The organism is Pseudomonas sp. NPDC087336, assembly GCF_044744285.1.
GTDB lineage: Bacteria > Pseudomonadota > Gammaproteobacteria > Pseudomonadales > Pseudomonadaceae > Aquipseudomonas.
In genome coordinates, this window is the sequence record NZ_JBIUYA010000009.1 from 205,647 (window position 1) to 224,411 (window position 18,765).

Consider the following 18,765-nt stretch of genomic DNA (forward strand, 5'->3'; position numbering starts at 1 on the left):
ACATGGGCCTGCACAAACTGTCTCAAGCGTTATTGCTGGTGCTTGCACCCCTGTGTGTGCAGGCCGCCGACACCGCCAAACCAGTGGTGAACCTGTATATCTGGGGCGAGTACCTGGCCCCGGACACCTTGACCAACTTCGAGAAAAAAACCGGTATCCATGTCGTCGTCGATCACTTCGATTCCCTGGAAACCGTCGAAACCAAATTGCTGACCGGTCGCAGCGGCTACGACCTGGTGCTGACGGCGGGTCAGCACCTGTCGCGGGCAATCCAGAGCGGCGCGATCCAGACGGTGGACAAGCAGCGGATACCGCACTTTGCCGGTGTCGGCGAAGAGTTCCGCCAGCACATGGCAGTGTTCGATCCGGGCAACCGCCATGCCGGGATCTACGCCTGGGGCACCACCGGCGTGGGTTATCAGCAAGAGGCGGTCAAGCGGCGCCTGCCGGATGCGCCAACGGACAGTTGGGCAATGTTGTTCGACCCGGCGGTGGTTTCGAAATTCGCCGATTGCGGGGTCAGCCTGCTCAACGACCCTAACGAAGTGTTCGCGGCGGTCATGAAGTACATGGGCCTGGACATCAACCGCCAGAGTCTCGATGACCTGAAGCTGGCCGAACAGCAACTGGCGAAGATTCGCCCGTACATTCGCTACTTCGACAACGACCTGAACATCAGCGACCTGGCCAACGGTAATACCTGTGTGGCGATGTCGTGGAACGGTAACGTGGCTATTGCGGCAGGCCAGGCACAAGCGGCTGGAAAGCCGTTTTCGTTGCAGTACCGGATACCGAAAGAGGGCACGCTGATCTGGTTCGACGCCATGGTCATTCCCAAGGACGCCCCGCATCCCGAGGCGGGGCTGGCCTTGATGGATTACCTGATGACGCCTGAAGTGATCGCGCCGATCACCGACACCATCCACTATGCCAACGCCATTACGGCGGCGGATGCCTTGATCGACCCGGCGATCCGCAATGATCCGGGGACTTATCCGACGCAGGCGGTGCGGGCGTCGTTGTACAGCAAGAATGACAATGGCAAGGCGTTCAACCGGGCTTTGATTCGGGCGTTTACACGGTTGAAGTCGGGAATGTGATTGACTGATCTGACGCCTTCGCGAGCGCGCTCCCACATTCGACCGCGTTCTAATTATGGAGCTCGGGATTTATGTGGGGGCGGGCTTGCCCGCGAAGAACGATGACGCGGCCTACCTGGCAGGCACCCGCCACAAAACCAGGAAGCCACAGTCCGATACGGACTCCACGCCAACCCGATCTCGATCATCTGCTTGCGCGTCGGCTGTACCTGGAGCCCCTTGAGCCGCCGATAACCCTCACGCACGCCAAAGTCGTCAGCGGGCAGGATGTCCGGCCGCGGCGGCGATGTGCCGATGCCAATCGTCATCCAGGGCTGCCAGCCGTTGGGTGGCCAGCTGGTAGGGGGCAGGCATGAAACATCCTTGCAGGGGCTGACGAATGAAGCCAGTGATCAAAGGGCCAATTGCTCGGTGATCTGTACCGTCGCGTTTTCCAGCCTGAGCAGGAACGCCTTGCGCGGCTGACCTCCAGCGTAGCCGGTCAGCGAGCCATCGGCGCCGATCACCCGATGGCAGGGCACGACAATCGAGAGGCGGTTATGACCGTTGGCCAAGCCCACCGCCCGACTGGCACCGGGTTTGCCCAGGCGTGCAGCAATCGCCCCGTAGGTGGTGGTCCGGCCGTAGGGGATGTGTGCCAGTTCGGCCCAAACCTGGCGGGCAAAGTCGCTGCCGGGCATGTGCAGGGCAACGCTGAACTCAGTGCGTTTGCCGGCGAAATATTCGCTCAGTTGCTCTTCGATTTGCTGCAAATGCCCGTTATGTCCCGGCGCTACGGCGTAAGCAAAGCGGTTTTGCAGCGCTTGCACTTCCCGGGTCAGGCTGGGTTGGTCGAGGAACTCCAGTAACACCAGGCCGCGACGTTCGGCCATGGCGATCATCGGCCCCAGCGGGGTCGTCAGGCGCGTGAACAGCAGCGGCTCACTGTTGGCGGCGCGGCCCGGCGTGATGTGGAATGACTTCTGGAACGCATCGCGAAAACCGCTCAGGGATTCGTAGCCGGAGTCGTACGCGGCGTTGTCGATGGAGTCCCCTTGCTTGATCCCGCCCAAGGCCATGCCGAGGCGACGGGTGCGCAGCCAGGCATGAAAGGTCATGCCCAAATGCTGCTTGAACCAGCGGCGCAGTTTCAGCGGTTCTATGCCTTCGGCCAGTAGCTGGGCGTCGGTCCAGCGCTGCTCGGGATCGGCATCCACCGACTTGAGCAACCGCTGCACCCAGTGCGGTGCAATCGCGGCGGTGTCCATGGGTTTGCACCGCAGGCAAGCACGGTATCCCGCCGCCAGGCACTCATCGGCGTGGGCGAAGAACTCGACATTCTCCGGTTTCGGGCTGCGTGCGGTGCAACCAGGGCGGCAGAAAATACCGGTGGTCTTGACCGCGGTAAAAAACACCCCCTCGTAGGCGGTGTCTCGTTCGAGCATGGCGCGAACCATCTCGGCGCGGGGCGGCAGTAGCGTGTTTTGTAGGTTCATGGGTTGAGCTTAAGCTGCGGGGCAGAACCCCTCCACCGGAAAATCGACAGAGAATTGCCCGTGTTCGCCGTCAGGCCCGACGCGCCATCAACAACACCGAAGCCGCCGCCGACAGCAACCCTGCACAGCAGCGATTGAATATCCGCTTGCCCGACGGCTTGGCAAACCAGCGACGCATGTGCAAACCCATGTAGGCGTACGCCGCGATAGCGATCCATTCCAGCACCAGAAACAACGCGCCCAACACCGCAAATTGTGGCGTGATGGCGCGGGTCGAGTCGACGAACTGCGGCAGGAACGCGGTGAAGATCAGGATCGCCTTCGGGTTGCCGGCCGCCACCAGAAACTCTTGCCGGGCCAAGGCCAGCATCCCCACCGGCGGGGCGCTCACCAAGGTTTCCCCGCCGGGGTTGGCGCGCCACAGTTGCCAGGCGAGATAAAACAGGTACGCGGCACCGAGAATCTTGATCCCGTAGAACAACAATTGCGAGGTTTGCAGCACCACCGCCAAGCCGGCCGAGGCGAGGGCGATCATGGCGGCGAAGGCGAGCAAGCGGCCAATTCCGGCCAGGCACGCGGTGCGGTAGCCGTAGCGGGTCGAATTGCTGACCGACAGCAGATTGTTCGGGCCTGGCGCCATGTTCAGGGCGAAGCAGGCCGGAAGGAAAAGGGTGAGGGTGGTGAGGTCCATGATCGGCTCCAACAGCAGGAGCCGTATTTTTATCACAGCGGCCGTTGGGCTAGACCCATACAGTCATGGACGCAGGCGGCAGAGCAGTGGCTAGCGAGCGAACTTTTTCGCCCCGGCCACACACAGGATCACCGCCACGGTGACGCCGATCATGCCCAGGCTGACGTGTTCATGCAGCAAGGTAGCCGCCAGTGCCAGGCCAAAAAACGGTTGCAGCAGTTGCAACTGTCCGACCGCGGCGATTCCGCCCTGGGCCAGCCCGCGATACCAGAACACAAAACCGATCAGCATGCTGAACAGCGACACATACGCCAGGCTGAACCAGCCCGGCGTGCTGATGTTGGCGAACGACGCGGGCAGTCGCCACAAGGTCAATGCAGCCATGATTGGCAGGGCCAGCACCAGCGCCCAGCAAATCACCTGCCAGCCGGCCAGTGTGCGGGACAACTTCGCGCCCTCGGCATACCCGAGCCCGCAGGCCAGGATCGCCAGCAGCATCAGGATGTCGCCCTGGGGTGAAGCCGTCAGGCCCTGGGCGACGGCGAACCCGACCACCATCAGGCTGCCCAGCACCGAGAAGCACCAAAACACCGGCCGTGGGCGCTCGCCACCGCGCAGGACACCGAACACCGCGGTCGCCAGCGGCAGCAGGCCGACGAAGACGATGGAATGGGCGGACGTGACGTATTGCAGCGCCAGCGCGGTCAACAACGGAAAGCCCACCACCACGCCCAGGGCCACGATCAACAAGGGCACCAACTGACTGCGTGCGGGGCGTTTTTCCTTGAACAGCAACAGCAAGCCCAGGGCCAGGATGGCTGCAAGAGTGGCGCGGGCCACCGTCAGGAACACCGGGTCGAACTCCAGCACCGCCACCCGCGTCGCCGGCAACGAGCCGCTGAAAATCACCACGCCGATCAGGCCATTGATCCATCCGCTGGCGCTGCTTTCCAGCACCGGGTTTTGCACGTTTGAAGTCCGTTCCATTTGGCTCACGCTCATTGTCAGGTTGCACGAAAGCCATCCTATGATTGACTATCGGTACAATCAAAAAATTGTCATGGATACATCTCGACATGCCTCGTTCCCGCTACAAGACGCTGGTGGATGCGTTTGCCGCCGATATCCGCACCGGGCGTTTGCCACCCGGCACACGCCTGCCGACTCACCGCCAGTTGGCCACCGAGAATGGCTTGGCCTTGGTCACGGCCAGCCGGGTCTATGCCGAGCTTGAGAACATGGGCCTGGTCAGCGGCGAAACCGGGCGCGGAACCTTTGTCCGGGAGACCTCGTTGCCGCCGGGCCAGGGCATTTCCCAGGCGGTGGTGGCGGCGGGGATGATCGACCTCAACTTCAACTACCCGTCAGTGCCAGGTCAGGCCGATCTGTTGCGTAACGCCCTGCGGCAACTGGCGCTGTCCGGTGACCTGGAAGCCCTCCTGCGTTATCAGCCCCATGCCGGGCGCCTGCACGAGAGGGCGGCGTTCGCCCGTCATCTGCTCGACCGTGGCCTCAACGTGCCGGCCGAACAGGTGCTGATCGTCAGTGGCGCCCAGCATGGCCTGGCGGTGGTGATGATGACCCTGCTCAAGCCCGGTGATGTGATTGCCGCGGATGCCTTGACCTATCCCGGTTTCAAGACGCTGGCCGAAACCCTGCACCTTGAAGTGCTGCCCGTTCCCGTTACGGACAAGGGGCCTGATTTGCCTGCCCTGGAGAAACTGTGCCGTCTTCGCCCGGTGCGGGCCGTCTACTCGATGCCGACCCTGCACAACCCGCTGGGTTGGGTGATGGACGCTGATCAGCGCGAGCATCTGGTGGCCATCGCGCGCCGGCATGACCTGACCATCATCGAGGACGCGGCCTACGCTTTCCTCGCCGGGGATGTTCCGCCACCCCTGGCGGCAATGGCGCCGGAACGAACGGTGTACGTCAGTGGCTTATCGAAGAATGTCGCCACCGGGCTGCGCGTCGGTTTTGTCGCCGCGCCGGCGCCATGGATCGCCGGATTCGAACGCACCATCATGGCGACTACCTGGAACACCCCCGGGGTGATGACGGCCATTGCCACGGCCTGGCTCGACGACGGCACCGTCAGCCAGCTCGAGGCACAAAAACGCGCGGACGCCCAGGCCCGGCAAGCCCTGGCCCGCGAGGTGCTGGCGGGGCTCAGGACCATCAGCCATCCGTCTTCGTATTTCATCTGGCTGCCCTTGGCCGAAGACGCCCGCGCCGACCAGATCGCCATGGCGTTGATGCGCGAGCAGGTTTCGGTGTCGCCTGCGCAACCCTTTGCGATTACCCCCCACGTCCCCCACGCGATACGCCTGGCGCTGGGCTCGGTGGACATGGTCGCGCTGCGCCAGGCGTTGGTGAAGGTGAAGAAGGTAGTCGACTATTACTCGTAGCCCAGGGCAGTTTTCTTCAATACGCGCAGCCTGGGGCTCCTTACATTGGCGCCTGGTTCAATGACTGAGCAGGTGTTCAAAATGAGTTTGATCATGTCCATGGCGGCTTTTGCGTTGGCCGCTTCCATCACGCCGGGGCCGGTGAATATCGTGGCCCTGGGTTCCGGGGCGCGCTTCGGATTTCGCGCCAGCCAGCGCCATGTGGCCGGGGCGACGCTGGGGTTCGTGTTGCTGCTGGTGCTGATGGGGCTGGGGTTGCATGAGCTGTTGCTATTGTGGCCAGCGATGACCCAGGTGGTGCAGTGGGCCGGGGTGGCGTTCCTGTTGTACATGGCGTTCAAGCTGGCCGCCGACGATGGGCAACTGCAGGCAAAGGACGCGGAGCGCGCGCCGTCGATGCTCTACGGCGCAGTCATGCAATGGCTCAACCCGAAAGCCTGGCTGGCCTGCGTGGCCGGCATGGGCGCGTTCGTCGCCGATGGCGAGGCCCGCCTGGTGTGGCAGTTCGCGGCGGTGTACCTGGTGATTTGCTACCTGTCGGTCGGTAGCTGGGCCTACGCCGGGACCTTCTTGCGCGGCTACTTGCACAACCCGGCGGGCATGCGCTTGTTCAATCGGGTGATGGCGTTGTTATTGGCGGTGAGTGCGGTGTATCTGGTGTTGCCTTAGTCAGCCACGATACTGCCCTGGTGTTGCCGCCAGATGCTGTTTGAACGCCCGCTGGAAATGCGCCTGGTCGGCAAACCCGGCTTCGAGCGCCACATCGGCGATCAGCCTGCCATTGCGCAGTTGATCCTGGGCGAACTGGATACGCCGGTTGACCAGGAAGGCGTGGGGCGTCATGCCGTAATGCTGCTTGAACGCGCGGATCAGGTAGGACGGCGACAACTGCGCCGCTTCGCAGATATCCTCGAGCTTGAGCATTTGCGTGCAGTGCTCGCGGATGAAGTCGGCCGCGCGCTCGAGCTTGAAGTTGGGCTCGCGCAGCGCTTGTTCGGTCGGGTTCAGGCGTAGCTGCACCTCGGTGAAAAACTCCACGGCCGCGCTGTGTTTGCGCAACACGTCTTGCTGCTCGTCGACCAGCACCAGGTACAACGCCCGCAGGCCAACGAACAGTGCACGGTCCGCGGTATGGGTGACCGCGAAACGGCGAAACGCCTGATCGTTGCCGAACCCGAGCTGATGCTGCAAATCGGTGAGCCAGGGGGTGTCGACATACAGCATCAGGTACGACCAGGGTTGATCATCAATTGGATTGCAGGCATGCACATCACCGGGGTTCATCAGCACCACGGTGCCGGCACCTACCTTGAAGTTCGATTGCTCATGGACATAGGTACTGCGCCCGGCGGTGATCGCACCGATGGAAAAGTGCTCGTGGGCATGCCGGGTGTAGCAGACCTCGCGCCCGTCGGCGATGGCGCGGGCTTCGATGAAGGGCAGGGCGTCATCGCGCCAGAAGCGCGGGGCCTTGTCGGCGTCCCTGGGTTTGGCGGGCTTCATGGTCAATCCTTGGCAGATCAGCGCCTGAGTGTATTAGCTCTCGCCTTCGAAGGCTCGTTTCAGTTCGGCGATATCGAGTTTTTTCATGTGCATCATCGCCAGCATCGCGCGTTGGGATTTTGTCGTGTCGGGGTCCTTGATCATTTCCATCATCGCCACCGGGACGATCTGCCAGGACACGCCGAACTTGTCCTTGAGCCAGCCGCATTGTTGGGCCTCGACCGGGCCGCCAGCGGACAGGCGTCCCCAGAAGTGGTCGACTTCTTCCTGGGTCTGGCAGTTGACCTGGAACGATATCGCTTCGTTGAAGGTGAAGTTAGGACCACCGTTGAGACCGGTAAACGTCTGCCCGTCGAGTTCGAAGCTGACCGTCATGACCGAACCGACTTCCCGGCCGTGGAACTCCTTTCCGGCCTCGCCGTAGTGAGTGATGGCGGTGATTTTCGAATGATCGAAGATCGCACAGTAGAATTTTGCAGCCTCTTCGGCCTGGCCATCGAACCACAGGCAGGGGGTGAGTTTTTGCACGTGTAGCATGGCGGGTCTCCTTGGCAGGTTTTTGCATGCTGGATTATCAGCGTAGCCAGCCTGCGGCGGTCTGGGCGTGCCGTAGATCGCCGAGTGTGTAATGATTTTCTACAGGGCGTTGTCGATATGACTGCGTAATGAGTCATCAAGACTATTTCCGGGGTGAGTCGTTATGACACGTACAACCTTAGATACCTGATTTCAAAGGACTAAATAGCTGGCACGCGACTTGATACATCCAACGTACAACTGAACGGCTACAGGAGTACGGAAAGTGTTCCATTTCTTCAGCAATTCCCGGAATGTTTTGCACCTCTCCAGTCGCGTGCTGGGCGTCGGCCTGGCAATGTTGCTGGCAGGCATCTACGGCGCTTACCTCTATGGCGGTCATCTGTCGATCGTGGCGCTGGTGTCGTTGCACGCCATGACCATCGTCGGGCCGACCCTGCTGAAAATCGGTTACGTCATGCGCCTGCTGGCCCAACACCGGTTGAGCAAACCTCTGTCCGCGGCGGTGGCCTGATGGGCAAACTGGCCGCTGCTCCCGTCTTCAGCCTCGGTTTTCGCCCGTTCTTTCTCGCGGGTGCCACGTTTGCCGCACTGGCAGTGGCGATCTGGGCCTTGTGGTTGTACGGTCGCTTGCCTGGCGCGCAACCGCTGGGCGGCATGCTCGCCTGGCATCGGCACGAAATGCCGTTTGGGTTCGCCGTGGCAATCATCGCCGGGTTCCTGCTGACGGCGGTGCCTAACTGGACCGGCCGCCGCGGGCTCAACGGTTGGCCACTGATCGGGCTGGTGCTGATCTGGTTGCTGGCTCGACTGGCCTGGTTCCTGCCGATTTCTGCTGCCTGGTTGCTGCTTTTGCAGCTGCCTTTCTTGCCGTTGTTGGCCTGGGTGCTGGGGCGTGATCTGGTGGCCGCTGGCAAGCGTGAAAACTATCCGATCCTGCTGATGATCACGTTGCTGGCAGGTTGTCAGGTCATGACATTGTGGGGGTTCTGGGCTGATGACGCTGGTTTGCAGCGGCGTGGTGTATTGGCGGCCTTATGGCTGGTCGGCGCGCTGATGAGCGTGATTGGCGGGCGGGTGATTCCGTTTTTCATTCAGCGCGGCTTGAATCGTCCGGCAACGCCTGCGGCCAACCCATTACCCACCAAGGTGCTGCTGGGGAGCGGGTTGCTCGCTGCGGTGACGTTTGCCGTCGGTTTGAATGACGTGCCCAGAGGTTGGCTGGCGGCGTTGTTTTTATTGATGGGCAGTCTGCATCTGCTGCGCCTGTGGCGCTGGCATGACAGCGGTATGTGGCGTGTGCCGCTGTTGTGGTCGCTGTATCTTTCTTACGCGTGGCTGGTGGTGGCGGTGTTTGCCATGGCGCTGTGGCATCTGGGCCTGATGCCGCAACAGAGCCTGGCCACGCATTCGTTGGCGGTGGGCGGTATTGGCGGGTTGATCCTGGCGATGATTGCGCGGGTCAGCCTGGGGCACACAGGGCGGCCGTTGCTGCCCTCGAGAGTCATCGTCGTGGGGTTTGCCCTGGTGCTGCTAGCGGGTCTTTCACGGCTGTTGCTGGTGCTGTTTTCCGGGTGGGGATTGGGGGTGTCGGCGTTGCTTTGGTGCGTGGCGTTTGGGCTGTTTCTGTGGCGTTACACCGGTATTTTGTTCAGTCCGAGGGTGTAGGAGCCCGGCTTTGCCGGCGAAGGCGGGCTGCCAGGCCGCTTTTGTGACCGGTGGTCGATACACCTCCGCCTGCCGTTCAATTTGCGCTTAGCTGTAGGGATAACCCCAAGGCGCGCGTAGGTTCCTGATCGCCACAGCGGCGCCAACTTCAGAACACCGTGAGTCTGAGGGTCTTCGCAATGCTGACCTTGAATATCAATGGCAAGGACCAGGAGCTGGATGTCCCTGCAGACATGCCGCTGCTGTGGGTCCTGCGCGATGTCGCGCACCTGACCGGCACCAAGTTCGGCTGCGGCATGGCCCAGTGCGGCGCCTGTACCGTGCACGTCGACGGCACGCCTTTGCGCTCCTGCATCACACCGGCCACGGCCGTGGCCCATGGGCAGAAAATCCTCACCATCGAAGGCCTGTCCACCGACGGCTCGCACCCGGTGCAACAAGCCTGGGCCGAACTTGATGTGGTGCAGTGCGGCTACTGCCAGTCCGGGCAGATCATGTCGGCGGCAGCCTTGCTGGCCAAGATCCCGCAACCGACCGACAGCGATATCGACCAGGCGTTGTCGGGCAATATCTGTCGTTGTGGTACCTATCCAAGAATCCGCGCCGCGATCAAACGCGCCGCCCAATTGGGTTGATGGCCATGAACAGCATCGATCCGCTATCGCGTCGAGGTTTTCTCAAAGGTAGCGCCGTACTGGGCGGCGGGCTGGTGGTGGCGTTCGTCATCCCCGGAGTCCATCGTTTTGCCCAGGGCGCGGAAAACCAGGGCAATGTGTTCGCACCCAATGCCTTCCTGCGCATCGGCAATGACAACAGCGTCACCGTGTTGCTGGGTCATTCGGAAATGGGCCAGGGCATCTGGACCGGGTTGACCATGCTGATAGCCGAAGAGCTGGATGCCGACTGGTCGAAAATCCGCGTCGAGCACGCACCGGCTTCAGCTGCCGATTACGGTCTGGCCGGGTTCGGCGGCATGCAGATCACCGGCGGCTCGACCTCGACCTGGATGGAATTCGACCGCTACCGTCAGGCGGGTGCGGCGGCGCGGTTGCTGCTGGTCGAGGCCGCGGCCAAGCGCTTCAACGTCGCGCCTTCCGGGATTCGCACCGAGTCAGGCGTGGTGATAGCCGGCGACCAGCACGCCACCTACGGCGAACTGGCTGATGATGCCGGCAAGCTGCCGGTGCCGGACCCCGCGTCGATCAAGCTGAAGGAGGCCAAGGACTGGAAAATCATCGGCAAACCCACCAAGCGCCTGGATACGCCGGAGAAGATCACCGGACGCGCCAAATTCGGTATGGACGTGCAGTTCGACGGCCTGATGACCGCGATGGTCGCGCGTTCGCCGGTGTTCGGTGGCAGCGTCAAATCCTTTGAAGGCGCCGAGGCGCTGGCGATACCCGGTGTGCACAAAGTGGTGCAGGTGCCGACAGGCGTGGCGGTGATCGCAGATCACTACTGGGCGGCGAAACTGGGACGTGATGCGCTGCACGTCGAGTGGGACCTGGGACCGAACGCAAAGCTCGACAGTGAGCAATTGCTCGAAGAGTTTCGCAAACTCGCGGCCACGCCCGGGCTGCCCGCCAGCCAGGCCGGCGATACCCAGGCTGCACTGGCCAAAGCGGTCAAAACGATCGACGTCGAGTACAGCGTGCCCTACCTGGCCCACGCGCCCATGGAACCGCTCAACTGCACCGTCAGCATCACCCAGGACAAATGCGAGATCTGGACCGGTACGCAATTCCAGACCCTGGACCAGATGATCGCCGGCAAAATCACCGGCCTCAAGCCTGAGCAGGTGGTGATCCATACCGAGTTCCTAGGCGGCGGTTTTGGCCGGCGTGCCAACCCGACCTCGGACTTTGTCGCTGAAGCGGTGCAGGTCGCCAAGGCCGCGGGCGGGCCGGTGAAAACCGTGTGGGCGCGAGAGGATGACATCCGAGGTGGCTATTATCGCTCGGCGTTCCTGCATCAGGCGCGCGTCGGTCTGGGTGCGGATGGCTTGCCGCTGGCGTGGAAGCATGTGCTGGTCGGACAGTCGATCATGGCCGGCACTTCGCTCGAAGCCGCCATGGTCAAGAACGGCATCGACAAGACGTCTGTGGAAGGCGTGGCGGACAGTCCCTATCTGCAGGGGCTGGCCAATCATCAGGTGGACCTGCATTCCCCGAAGACCGGCATCAGCGTGCTGTGGCTGCGTTCGGTGGGGCACACCCACACCGCCTTCGTCATGGAATCGCTGATCGACGAACTGGCCGCCGCGACCAGCAAGGACCCGGTGGAGTATCGACGGACCTTGCTCAAGACGCATCCGCGGCATCTAGGCGTATTGAACCTGGCGGTGGAGAAGGCCAACTGGAAGGCGCCGCTGCCGGACGGCCATGCCTTGGGCGTGGCCGTGCATGAGTCATTTGGCAGCTACGTGGCCCAGGTCGCCGAGGTCTCCCAGGACAACCTGGCGATTCGTGTGCACCGGGTGGTGTGTGCGGTGGACTGCGGGATTGCGGTCAATCCGCAGAGCATCGCGGCGCAAATGGAATCGTGCATCGCCTTCGGCCTGGGCTTCACCTTGCACAGCAAATTGACGATCAAGGATGGCAGGGTGGTGCAGTCCAACTACCACGATTACCAGGTGCTGCGGCTCAACGAGATGCCGGTGGTCGAAGTGCATATCTTGCCCAGCACAGAGAAACCCGGTGGCATCGGCGAGGCGGGTGTGCCGCCCACGGCGCCGGCAGTGGCCAACGCGGTGTACGCCCTGACCGGGCAACGCTTGCGTGAGTTGCCGTTGCAACTGTCGGGGGTGTGAGATGAAAAAACACCACTGGTTGCTCGGCTCGGTGCTGCTGATCTGCCTTTTTATCTATGCCACGGAGCTGTTCGCCGATGACAAGGAGGCCGTGAAGGCCTTCGACACGGTTCGCCAAGTGTTCCAGAGCCCGCGCTGCCAGAACTGCCATATTCCCGGCGATGCGCCTTTGCAGTTCGACGCGGGAACGCCCCATGCAATGAACGTCGCGCGCGGCATGGACGGCAAGGGGGCGGCGGGTTTGCCCTGCGCCAGTTGCCATGCCGAGGCCAATCCTCCGGCCAGTTATGGTCCGAAAGCGCCACCCGGCGCGCCGCATTGGAGCTTGCCGCCAGCGGCGCACAAAATGGCCTGGATCGGTCTGCCACCCGACCAGCTGTGCAGCATGATCAAGGACCGCGCGAGCAACGGTGACCGCGATTTCGCGGCGTTGATCAAGCACGTATCCGAAGACAAACTGGTTCTTTGGGGCTGGAACCCGGGCGGTGATCGGGCGCCAGTGCCAGTGCCGCACGATATTTTTGTCACGCAGTTCAAGCGCTGGGCGGACGCCGGCGGGCCGTGTCCGGTAGTGGGTAGCTGACCAACGGCGAGTCGACATGGAGTCAAACCCGGTATCGAGGACTCTAAACAACATACCCACCCATGGAGTATGTGATGCTGATTTCAGGCAAACCGCACAAATCTTGTGAACGTGCAGGGACGCCACAGCAGGAGCGTGAGCTACTGCGCGATCTGGCCCGCAAGGCGGAGCAAGAGCTGATTGGGGTGCAGATGGCGAGCATGGATGAGTTGACACTGCTGCCCAACCGGCACGGTTTCCTGGCCCTGGCTCAATTGGGCCTGGACGCCTGCCAACAACTGGGCCGGCCGGCGACGCTGCTGTTCTTCAATCTCGACGAGTTCAAGCGCATCAACTACCTGTTTGGTCGCACTGAAGGTGACAAGGCGCTGAAAACCTTTGCCGATGTTTTGCGCATCGGGTTTCGTGAGAGCGACGTGATCGGGCGGCTGGAGGGCTCCACGTTTGTGGCCTTGCTCACCGGCTCTGCAGGCGTGGATATCGCGGCAATCAAGGCGCGGCTCGAAGAAATGCTCGATGAACGCATGGCCACGGCGCATCGCGGGTATGCGATTCGCTTCAGTATCGGGCAGATCGAGCATGACCCCACAGTGCAGGGTTCGGTTGAGGAGCTTTTGGCTGAAGCTGAAAGGGTGATGGGCCAGTAGTCATGTGTTGGCTGGACTGGCCCCTTCGCGGGCAAGCCCGCTCCGACAGGGTCTTGGGTGTGCACAAGTCGCGTGAACGACAGAAATCACTGTGGGAGCGGGCTTGCCCGCGATGAGGCCTTAATAGGCACTCACTTGGCAAAGAGCTGCCCAATATCCTTGAACGCCTTGAACTCCAGTGCATTGCCGCATGGATCGAACAGAAACATCGTCGCCTGCTCGCCCACCAACCCCTGAAAGCGAATCCCCGGCTCAATCACGAAGCGCGTCTCCAGCGATTTCAATCGCTCGGCCAGCGCCTCCCACTCCGCCATCCCCAGCACCACGCCGAAATGCGGCACGGGCACGTCGTGGCCGTCGACGGCGTTGGTGTGGGCGGCTTCTTGCGAAGCGTTTTTCGGTGCCAGGTGGATCACCAGTTGATGGCCGAAAAAGTTGAAATCGACCCAATGGTCGCTGGAGCGACCTTCTTCCAGGCCAAACACGTTGCCGTAGAAGTGCCGCGCGGCGGTCAGGTCATACACTGGAATGGCCAGGTGAAAAGGCGAGAGTTGCATCAGGTTTGCCTCGATTGTGGAGAGTTGGAGCCTGAGTTTAGCCCTGTGCTTTTTGATTGAAAGACGATAGTTTTTGCGTCGAGCTCAAAATTTTTCGATCAATCGGTGGCGGTATGACTCACCCACATAGGTAACAGTTTTTAACTGGCACAGGTCGATTCCGAGGATCTGATCGTTCCCACGCAGAGAGGGGGAACGATCAACATTCGGCGTTTGAGGATAATAAAAAACCCGCCAACTGGCGGGTTTTTTCACAGCGTGGGCATCACTCTTCGATGTTGCCCATGGCCGTGGTGTTGAAACCACCGTCCACGTACATGATTTCGCCGCTGATGCCGGACGCCAGGTCCGAGCACAGGAAGGCGCCGGCGTTGCCGACTTCTTCGATGGTGACGTTGCGACGCAGCGGGGTTTGCGCTTCGTTGGCGGCCAGCATCTTGCGGAAGTTCTTGATGCCGGAAGCGGCGAGGGTGCGGATCGGGCCTGCCGATACGCAGTTCACGCGAGTACCGTCCGGGCCCAGGGAACCGGCCAGGTAACGAACGCCGGCTTCCAGGGAAGCCTTGGCCATGCCCATTACGTTGTAGTTCGGCATGGTGCGCTCGGCGCCCAGGTACGACAGGGTTAGCAGGCTGCCATTGCGGCCTTTCATCATTTCGCGGCCGGCCTTGGCCAGGGCCACGAAGCTATAGGCGCTGATGTCGTGAGCGATGCGGAAACCTTCACGGGTGGTGGCTTCGGTGAAGTCGCCGTCCAGTTGGTCGCCCGGGGCGAAGCCCACGGAGTGCACGATGCAGTCCAGGCCGTCCCACTTCTTGCTCAGCTCTTCGAAGACCTTGGCGATTTCGGCGTCGCTGGCCACGTCGCACGGGAAGCACAGCTCAGGGCTCGAACCCCAGCCTTGTGCGAACTCTTCGACACGACCCTTGAGTTTGTCGTTCTGATAAGTGAAGGCAAGCTCAGCGCCCTCGCGATGCATGGCGGCAGCGATGCCGGATGCGATGGACAGCTTGCTGGCGACACCGACGATCAGTACGCGCTTACCGGCGAGAAAACCCATGTGTTGCTCCTCTTTTCAGGTTATTGCGCAGTGGCTGGTGCCAAAAAGGCGGCTTCCAGCAACTGCTGTGTATACGGATGTTGGGGGGCGGCAAAAATGCTTTGCGCGTCTCCCTGTTCGACCACTTGGCCCTGCTTGACCACCATCAGCTGGTGGCTCAGCGCCTTGACGACAGCCAGGTCATGGCTGATGAACAGATACGTCAGGTTGTACTTTTTTTGCAGTGATCGTAAAAGCTCGACCACTTGGCGTTGCACGGTGCGGTCGAGCGCCGATGTCGGCTCGTCCAGCAGAATCAACGCCGGTTTTAGCACTAATGCCCGGGCAATGGCGATTCTCTGCCGTTGCCCGCCGGAAAATTCGTGGGGGTAGCGGTGCCGGGTTTCCGGATCCAGACCTACCTCCTTGAGTGCCGCAATGATCGCTTGTTCCTGTTCGTCCTCGGTGCCCATCTTGTGGATCCGCAGGCCTTCGCCCACTATCTGGCTCACGCACATCCGCGGGCTCAGGCTGCCGAAGGGGTCCTGGAACACCACCTGCATCTCCCGTCGCAGCGGCCGTACCTGTTGCTGCGTCAGGGCGTCCAGCTGCTTGCCTTCAAAACGGATGCCACCTTTACTGCCGATCAAGCGCAGGATCGCCAGGCCCAGTGTCGACTTGCCGGAACCGCTTTCTCCCACAATCCCCAGGGTCTGACCCTGGGGCAGGCTGAAATTGATGCCATCGACCGCCTTGACGTAATCCACGGTCTTTCTCAGCAAGCCTTTCTTGATCGGGAACCAGACTTTCAGGTCCTCGACCGAAAGCAATGGCGGGCCAATCACGTTGCTCGCCGGCGTGCCGCTGGGCTCCGCTGCCAGCAGTTCCCGAGTGTACGGATGCTGCGGTGCGCGGAACAATTGTTCGCACGATGCCTGTTCGACGATGCAACCGCGCTGCATGACACATACGCGATGCGCAATTCTTCGCACAAGGTTCAAATCGTGACTGATCAGTAGCAGCGCCATGCCCAATCGGGCCTGCAATTGCTTGAGCAATTCGAGGATTTTCAGCTGTACGGTCACGTCCAGCGCGGTGGTCGGCTCGTCGGCAATCAACAGTTCCGGTTCGTTGGCCAGGGCCATGGCGATCATCACGCGCTGGCGCTGGCCGCCGGACAATTCGTGGGGCAGGGCCTTGAGACGCTTTTGCGGCTCAGGAATGCCGACCATTTCCAGCAGTTCCAGGGTGCGCTTGGTCGCGACTTTGCCGATCAGGCCCTTGTGGGTGCTCAATACCTCGTTGATCTGCTTTTCGATCGAGTGCAGCGGGTTGAGCGAGGTCATCGGCTCCTGGAAGATCATCGCGATCCGGTTGCCGCGGATGTGGCGGATGGTTTTCTCTTTCAGGCTCAGCAGGTTCTGCCCGGAATACTCGATGGTCCCAGACGGGTGCCGGGCGAGCGGGTAGGGCAGCAGGCGCAGGATCGAATGCGCGGTCACCGACTTGCCGGAACCGCTTTCACCCACCAGCGCCAGGGTTTCGCCGCGCTTGATGTCGAAGCTGACACCTTCGACCACTCGCTGGCAGCGCTCGCCAACGACGAATTCGACGGCCAGGTCGCGCACTTCGATCAGATTGTCCTGATTCATTTCACTTCCTCGGGTCGAAGGCATCGCGAGCGGACTCGCCGATGAACACCAGCAAACTCAACATCAACGCCAGCACCGCAAACGCACTCATGCCCAGCCAGGGCGCCTGCAGGTTGGATTTGCCCTGGGCCACCAGCTCGCCCAGCGACGGGCTGCCGGCCGGCAAGCCGAAGCCGAGGAAGTCCAGGGCGGTCAGCGTGCCGATGGCGCCGGTCAGGATGAACGGCATGAAGGTCATGGTCGAGACCATGGCGTTGGGCAGGATGTGACGGAACATGATCGCGCCATTCTGCATGCCCAACGCCCGGGCCGCACGCACGTATTCAAGGTTACGCCCACGCAGGAACTCGGCGCGCACCACGTCCACCAGGCTCATCCAGGAAAACAGCAGCATGATCCCCAGCAGCCACCAGAAGTTCGGCTGGACGAAGCTGGCGAGGATGATCAGCAGATACAGCACCGGTAACCCGGACCAGATCTCCAGGAAGCGCTGCCCGGCCAGATCCACCCAGCCGCCGTAGAAACCCTGCAGCGCGCCGGCGATCACACCGATGAGCGAGCTGAGCAACGTCAGCGTCAGGGCAAACAACACGGAAATGCGAAAGCCGTAGATCACCCGGGCCAGCACGTCGCGGCCCTGGTCATCGGTGCCCAGCAGGTTATCCGCCGATGGCGGCGCGGGGGCCGGGACTTTCAGGTCGTAGTTGATGCTCTGGTAGCTGTAGGGAATCGGCGCCCATAGCACCCAGGCGCCCTTGGCCTTGAGCAGTTCGCGGATGTACGGGCTCTTGTAGTTGGCTTCCAGCGGGAATTCGCCGCCGAAGGTGGTTTCCGGGTAGCGCTTGAGGGCCGGGAAGTACCAGCCGTCGTCGTAGTGCACCACCAGCGGTTTGTCGTTGGCGATCAACTCGGCACCGAGACTGGCGCCGAACAGGATCAGGAACAGCCACAAGGACCACCAGCCGCGTTTGTTGGCCTTGAACAGTTCGAAACGTCGGCGATTGAGAGGGGACAGGTTCATCTCAATGCTCCCGGCTTTCGAAGTCGATTCGCGGATCGACGAAGGTGTAGGTGAGGTCGCCGATCAGCTTCACTACCAGCCCCAGCAGGGTGAAGATGAACAGGGTGCCGAAGACCACCGGGTAATCGCGGTTGATCGCCGCTTCGAAACTCATCAGGCCCAGGCCGTCGAGGGAAAAGATCACCTCCACCAGCAACGAGCCTGTGAAGAAGATGCCGATGAACGCCGAGGGGAAACCGGCGATCACCAGCAGCATGGCGTTACGGAACACATGGCCATACAGCACGCGGTGATGGGTCAGGCCCTTGGCCTTGGCGGTCACCACGTACTGCTTGTTTATTTCATCGAGGAAGCTGTTTTTGGTCAGCAGGGTCATGGTCGCGAAGTTGCCGATCACCAAGGCGGTTACCGGAAGCGCCAGGTGCCAGAAGTAGTCGAGGATCTTGCCGCCCATGCTCAACTCGTCGAAGTTGTTCGAGGTCAGCCCGCGCAACGGGAACCAGTCCAGGTAACTGCCGCCGGCAAACACCACGATCAGCAGGATGGCGAACAGGAACGCCGGGATCGCATAGCCGACGATGATCAAGGAACTGGTCCAGACGTCGAAGTGGCTGCCATGCCGGGTGGCCTTGGCGATCCCCAAGGGGATCGACACCAGGTACATGATCAGGGTGCTCCACAGCCCGAGGGAGATCGACACCGGCATCTTTTCCTTGATCAGGTCGATAACCTTGGCGTCTCGAAAGAAGCTGTCGCCGAAATCCAGGGAGGCATAGTTCTTGACCATGATCCACAAGCGTTCCGGCGCCGATTTGTCGAAGCCGTACATATGCTCGATTTCCTTGATCAGCGCCGGGTCCAGGCCTTGTGCGCCACGATAGGCCGAGCCTGCCACCGACACCTCGGCGCCGCCGCCAGCGATGCGGCTGGTGGCGCCTTCGAAGCCTTCGAGCTTGGCGATCATCTGTTCCACGGGGCCCCCGGGGGCTGCCTGGATGATCACGAAGTTGATCAGCAGGATGCCGAACAGTGTCGGGATGATCAGCAGCAGTCGCCGAAAAATATACGCCAGCAT

General features: G+C 61.6%; 19 protein-coding genes and 1 pseudogene. 9 read left to right on the forward strand and 11 right to left on the reverse strand.

Annotated elements, in window-relative coordinates; genetic code table 11:
* Positions 1 to 2 precede the first annotated feature (2 nt).
* Positions 3 to 1,100 (forward strand): extracellular solute-binding protein, encoded by a 1,098-nt coding sequence (locus ACIO0C_RS11870; RefSeq protein WP_401311892.1) that lies wholly within the window; start codon positions 3 to 5, stop codon positions 1,098 to 1,100.
* Between the two features lie 111 nt (positions 1,101 to 1,211).
* Here the strand turns inward: ACIO0C_RS11870 and ACIO0C_RS11875 are convergent.
* The 4 genes and pseudogenes from ACIO0C_RS11875 to ACIO0C_RS11890 all read right to left on the reverse strand — a co-directional run.
* Positions 1,212 to 1,378, reverse strand: a pseudogene (locus ACIO0C_RS11875) (DNA-3-methyladenine glycosylase 2 family protein); the annotation flags it as partial.
* A 114-nt stretch (positions 1,379 to 1,492) separates the two neighbouring features.
* A complete protein-coding gene (locus tag ACIO0C_RS11880; protein WP_401311895.1) occupies positions 1,493 to 2,575 on the reverse strand; it encodes a bifunctional transcriptional activator/DNA repair enzyme AdaA in 1,083 nt (360 codons plus the stop codon).
* A 70-nt stretch (positions 2,576 to 2,645) separates the two neighbouring features.
* Complete coding sequence (locus ACIO0C_RS11885; protein ID WP_401311898.1) at positions 2,646 to 3,266, reverse strand: LysE family translocator; 621 nt, start codon at positions 3,264 to 3,266, stop codon at positions 2,646 to 2,648.
* Between the two features lie 90 nt (positions 3,267 to 3,356).
* Complete coding sequence (locus ACIO0C_RS11890) at positions 3,357 to 4,253, reverse strand: DMT family transporter (RefSeq protein WP_401311900.1); 897 nt, start codon at positions 4,251 to 4,253, stop codon at positions 3,357 to 3,359.
* Positions 4,254 to 4,342: 89 nt separating this feature from the next.
* Here ACIO0C_RS11890 and ACIO0C_RS11895 point away from each other — a divergent pair, with 89 nt between their 5' ends.
* Both ACIO0C_RS11895 and ACIO0C_RS11900 read left to right on the forward strand, forming a co-directional pair.
* On the forward strand, positions 4,343 to 5,674 hold the full coding sequence (locus ACIO0C_RS11895) for a PLP-dependent aminotransferase family protein (protein WP_401311903.1): 1,332 nt from the start codon (positions 4,343 to 4,345) through the stop codon (positions 5,672 to 5,674).
* Between the two features lie 81 nt (positions 5,675 to 5,755).
* Complete coding sequence (locus ACIO0C_RS11900) at positions 5,756 to 6,343, forward strand: LysE family translocator (RefSeq protein WP_401311906.1); 588 nt, start codon at positions 5,756 to 5,758, stop codon at positions 6,341 to 6,343.
* Here ACIO0C_RS11900 and ACIO0C_RS11905 read toward each other — a convergent pair whose 3' ends face one another.
* Both ACIO0C_RS11905 and ACIO0C_RS11910 read right to left on the reverse strand, forming a co-directional pair.
* Entirely contained in the window at positions 6,344 to 7,177 is an 834-nt protein-coding gene (locus tag ACIO0C_RS11905; RefSeq protein WP_401311909.1) for an AraC family transcriptional regulator, read from the reverse strand. It lies immediately after the preceding gene.
* A 33-nt stretch (positions 7,178 to 7,210) separates the two neighbouring features.
* On the reverse strand, positions 7,211 to 7,714 hold the full coding sequence (locus ACIO0C_RS11910) for a VOC family protein (RefSeq protein WP_401311912.1): 504 nt from the start codon (positions 7,712 to 7,714) through the stop codon (positions 7,211 to 7,213).
* Positions 7,715 to 7,979: 265 nt separating this feature from the next.
* On the opposite strand from ACIO0C_RS11910, the gene ACIO0C_RS11915 reads away from it, so the two are divergent.
* From ACIO0C_RS11915 to ACIO0C_RS11940, 6 genes are all read left to right on the forward strand, one after another.
* Positions 7,980 to 8,228 (forward strand): transmembrane sensor/regulator PpyR, encoded by a 249-nt coding sequence (locus ACIO0C_RS11915; protein WP_401311915.1) that lies wholly within the window; start codon positions 7,980 to 7,982, stop codon positions 8,226 to 8,228.
* On the forward strand, positions 8,228 to 9,382 hold the full coding sequence (locus ACIO0C_RS11920) for an NnrS family protein (RefSeq protein WP_401311917.1): 1,155 nt from the start codon (positions 8,228 to 8,230) through the stop codon (positions 9,380 to 9,382). The genes ACIO0C_RS11915 and ACIO0C_RS11920 overlap by 1 nt, the downstream gene beginning before the upstream one ends.
* Before the next feature lie 179 nt (positions 9,383 to 9,561).
* Positions 9,562 to 10,017 (forward strand): (2Fe-2S)-binding protein, encoded by a 456-nt coding sequence (locus ACIO0C_RS11925; protein WP_401311920.1) that lies wholly within the window; start codon positions 9,562 to 9,564, stop codon positions 10,015 to 10,017.
* 5 nt (positions 10,018 to 10,022) lie between these two features.
* Positions 10,023 to 12,191: a molybdopterin cofactor-binding domain-containing protein gene (locus tag ACIO0C_RS11930; RefSeq protein ID WP_401311922.1), complete on the forward strand. Its 2,169-nt coding sequence runs from the start codon at positions 10,023 to 10,025 to the stop codon at positions 12,189 to 12,191.
* A 1-nt stretch (position 12,192) separates the two neighbouring features.
* Positions 12,193 to 12,774, forward strand: coding sequence for a hypothetical protein (locus ACIO0C_RS11935; RefSeq protein ID WP_401311925.1), 582 nt, complete (start codon positions 12,193 to 12,195; stop codon positions 12,772 to 12,774).
* 74 nt (positions 12,775 to 12,848) lie between these two features.
* Positions 12,849 to 13,421: a GGDEF domain-containing protein gene (locus tag ACIO0C_RS11940; protein WP_401311928.1), complete on the forward strand. Its 573-nt coding sequence runs from the start codon at positions 12,849 to 12,851 to the stop codon at positions 13,419 to 13,421.
* Positions 13,422 to 13,552: 131 nt separating this feature from the next.
* Here the strand turns inward: ACIO0C_RS11940 and ACIO0C_RS11945 are convergent, their stop codons facing one another.
* From ACIO0C_RS11945 to ACIO0C_RS11965, 5 genes are all read right to left on the reverse strand, one after another.
* On the reverse strand, positions 13,553 to 13,978 hold the full coding sequence (locus ACIO0C_RS11945; protein WP_401311931.1) for a VOC family protein: 426 nt from the start codon (positions 13,976 to 13,978) through the stop codon (positions 13,553 to 13,555).
* 265 nt (positions 13,979 to 14,243) lie between these two features.
* On the reverse strand, positions 14,244 to 15,038 hold the full coding sequence (gene fabI, locus ACIO0C_RS11950; RefSeq protein WP_007937760.1) for an enoyl-ACP reductase FabI: 795 nt from the start codon (positions 15,036 to 15,038) through the stop codon (positions 14,244 to 14,246).
* 20 nt (positions 15,039 to 15,058) lie between these two features.
* A complete protein-coding gene (locus ACIO0C_RS11955; RefSeq protein ID WP_401311935.1) occupies positions 15,059 to 16,669 on the reverse strand; it encodes an ABC transporter ATP-binding protein in 1,611 nt (536 codons plus the stop codon).
* A 1-nt stretch (position 16,670) separates the two neighbouring features.
* Complete coding sequence (locus tag ACIO0C_RS11960) at positions 16,671 to 17,690, reverse strand: ABC transporter permease (RefSeq protein ID WP_401311938.1); 1,020 nt, start codon at positions 17,688 to 17,690, stop codon at positions 16,671 to 16,673.
* Between the two features lies 1 nt (position 17,691).
* Positions 17,692 to 18,765 (reverse strand): microcin C ABC transporter permease YejB, encoded by a 1,074-nt coding sequence (locus ACIO0C_RS11965; RefSeq protein WP_401311941.1) that lies wholly within the window; start codon positions 18,763 to 18,765, stop codon positions 17,692 to 17,694.

What these genes read in the sequence shown, in the direction of transcription:
- ACIO0C_RS11905 (WP_401311909.1), bottom strand. Translation starts at nt 7,177, where the DNA reads ATGAAGCCCGCCAAACCCAGGGACGCCGACAAGGCCCCGCGCTTCTGG.
- ACIO0C_RS11890 (WP_401311900.1), bottom strand. Translation starts at nt 4,253, where the DNA reads ATGGAACGGACTTCAAACGTGCAAAACCCGGTGCTGGAAAGCAGCGCC.
- ACIO0C_RS11870 (WP_401311892.1), top strand. Translation starts at nt 3, where the DNA reads ATGGGCCTGCACAAACTGTCTCAAGCGTTATTGCTGGTGCTTGCACCC.
- ACIO0C_RS11930 (WP_401311922.1), top strand. Translation starts at nt 10,023, where the DNA reads ATGAACAGCATCGATCCGCTATCGCGTCGAGGTTTTCTCAAAGGTAGC.
- ACIO0C_RS11925 (WP_401311920.1), top strand. Translation starts at nt 9,562, where the DNA reads ATGCTGACCTTGAATATCAATGGCAAGGACCAGGAGCTGGATGTCCCT.
- ACIO0C_RS11920 (WP_401311917.1), top strand. Translation starts at nt 8,228, where the DNA reads ATGGGCAAACTGGCCGCTGCTCCCGTCTTCAGCCTCGGTTTTCGCCCG.
- ACIO0C_RS11880 (WP_401311895.1), bottom strand. Translation starts at nt 2,575, where the DNA reads ATGAACCTACAAAACACGCTACTGCCGCCCCGCGCCGAGATGGTTCGC.
- ACIO0C_RS11895 (WP_401311903.1), top strand. Translation starts at nt 4,343, where the DNA reads ATGCCTCGTTCCCGCTACAAGACGCTGGTGGATGCGTTTGCCGCCGAT.
- ACIO0C_RS11885 (WP_401311898.1), bottom strand. Translation starts at nt 3,266, where the DNA reads ATGGACCTCACCACCCTCACCCTTTTCCTTCCGGCCTGCTTCGCCCTG.
- ACIO0C_RS11965 (WP_401311941.1), bottom strand. Translation starts at nt 18,765, where the DNA reads ATGCTGGCGTATATTTTTCGGCGACTGCTGCTGATCATCCCGACACTG.
- ACIO0C_RS11910 (WP_401311912.1), bottom strand. Translation starts at nt 7,714, where the DNA reads ATGCTACACGTGCAAAAACTCACCCCCTGCCTGTGGTTCGATGGCCAG.
- ACIO0C_RS11945 (WP_401311931.1), bottom strand. Translation starts at nt 13,978, where the DNA reads ATGCAACTCTCGCCTTTTCACCTGGCCATTCCAGTGTATGACCTGACC.
- ACIO0C_RS11960 (WP_401311938.1), bottom strand. Translation starts at nt 17,690, where the DNA reads ATGAACCTGTCCCCTCTCAATCGCCGACGTTTCGAACTGTTCAAGGCC.
- ACIO0C_RS11935 (WP_401311925.1), top strand. Translation starts at nt 12,193, where the DNA reads ATGAAAAAACACCACTGGTTGCTCGGCTCGGTGCTGCTGATCTGCCTT.
- ACIO0C_RS11940 (WP_401311928.1), top strand. Translation starts at nt 12,849, where the DNA reads ATGCTGATTTCAGGCAAACCGCACAAATCTTGTGAACGTGCAGGGACG.
- fabI (WP_007937760.1), bottom strand. Translation starts at nt 15,038, where the DNA reads ATGGGTTTTCTCGCCGGTAAGCGCGTACTGATCGTCGGTGTCGCCAGC.
- ACIO0C_RS11900 (WP_401311906.1), top strand. Translation starts at nt 5,756, where the DNA reads ATGAGTTTGATCATGTCCATGGCGGCTTTTGCGTTGGCCGCTTCCATC.
- ACIO0C_RS11955 (WP_401311935.1), bottom strand. Translation starts at nt 16,669, where the DNA reads ATGAATCAGGACAATCTGATCGAAGTGCGCGACCTGGCCGTCGAATTC.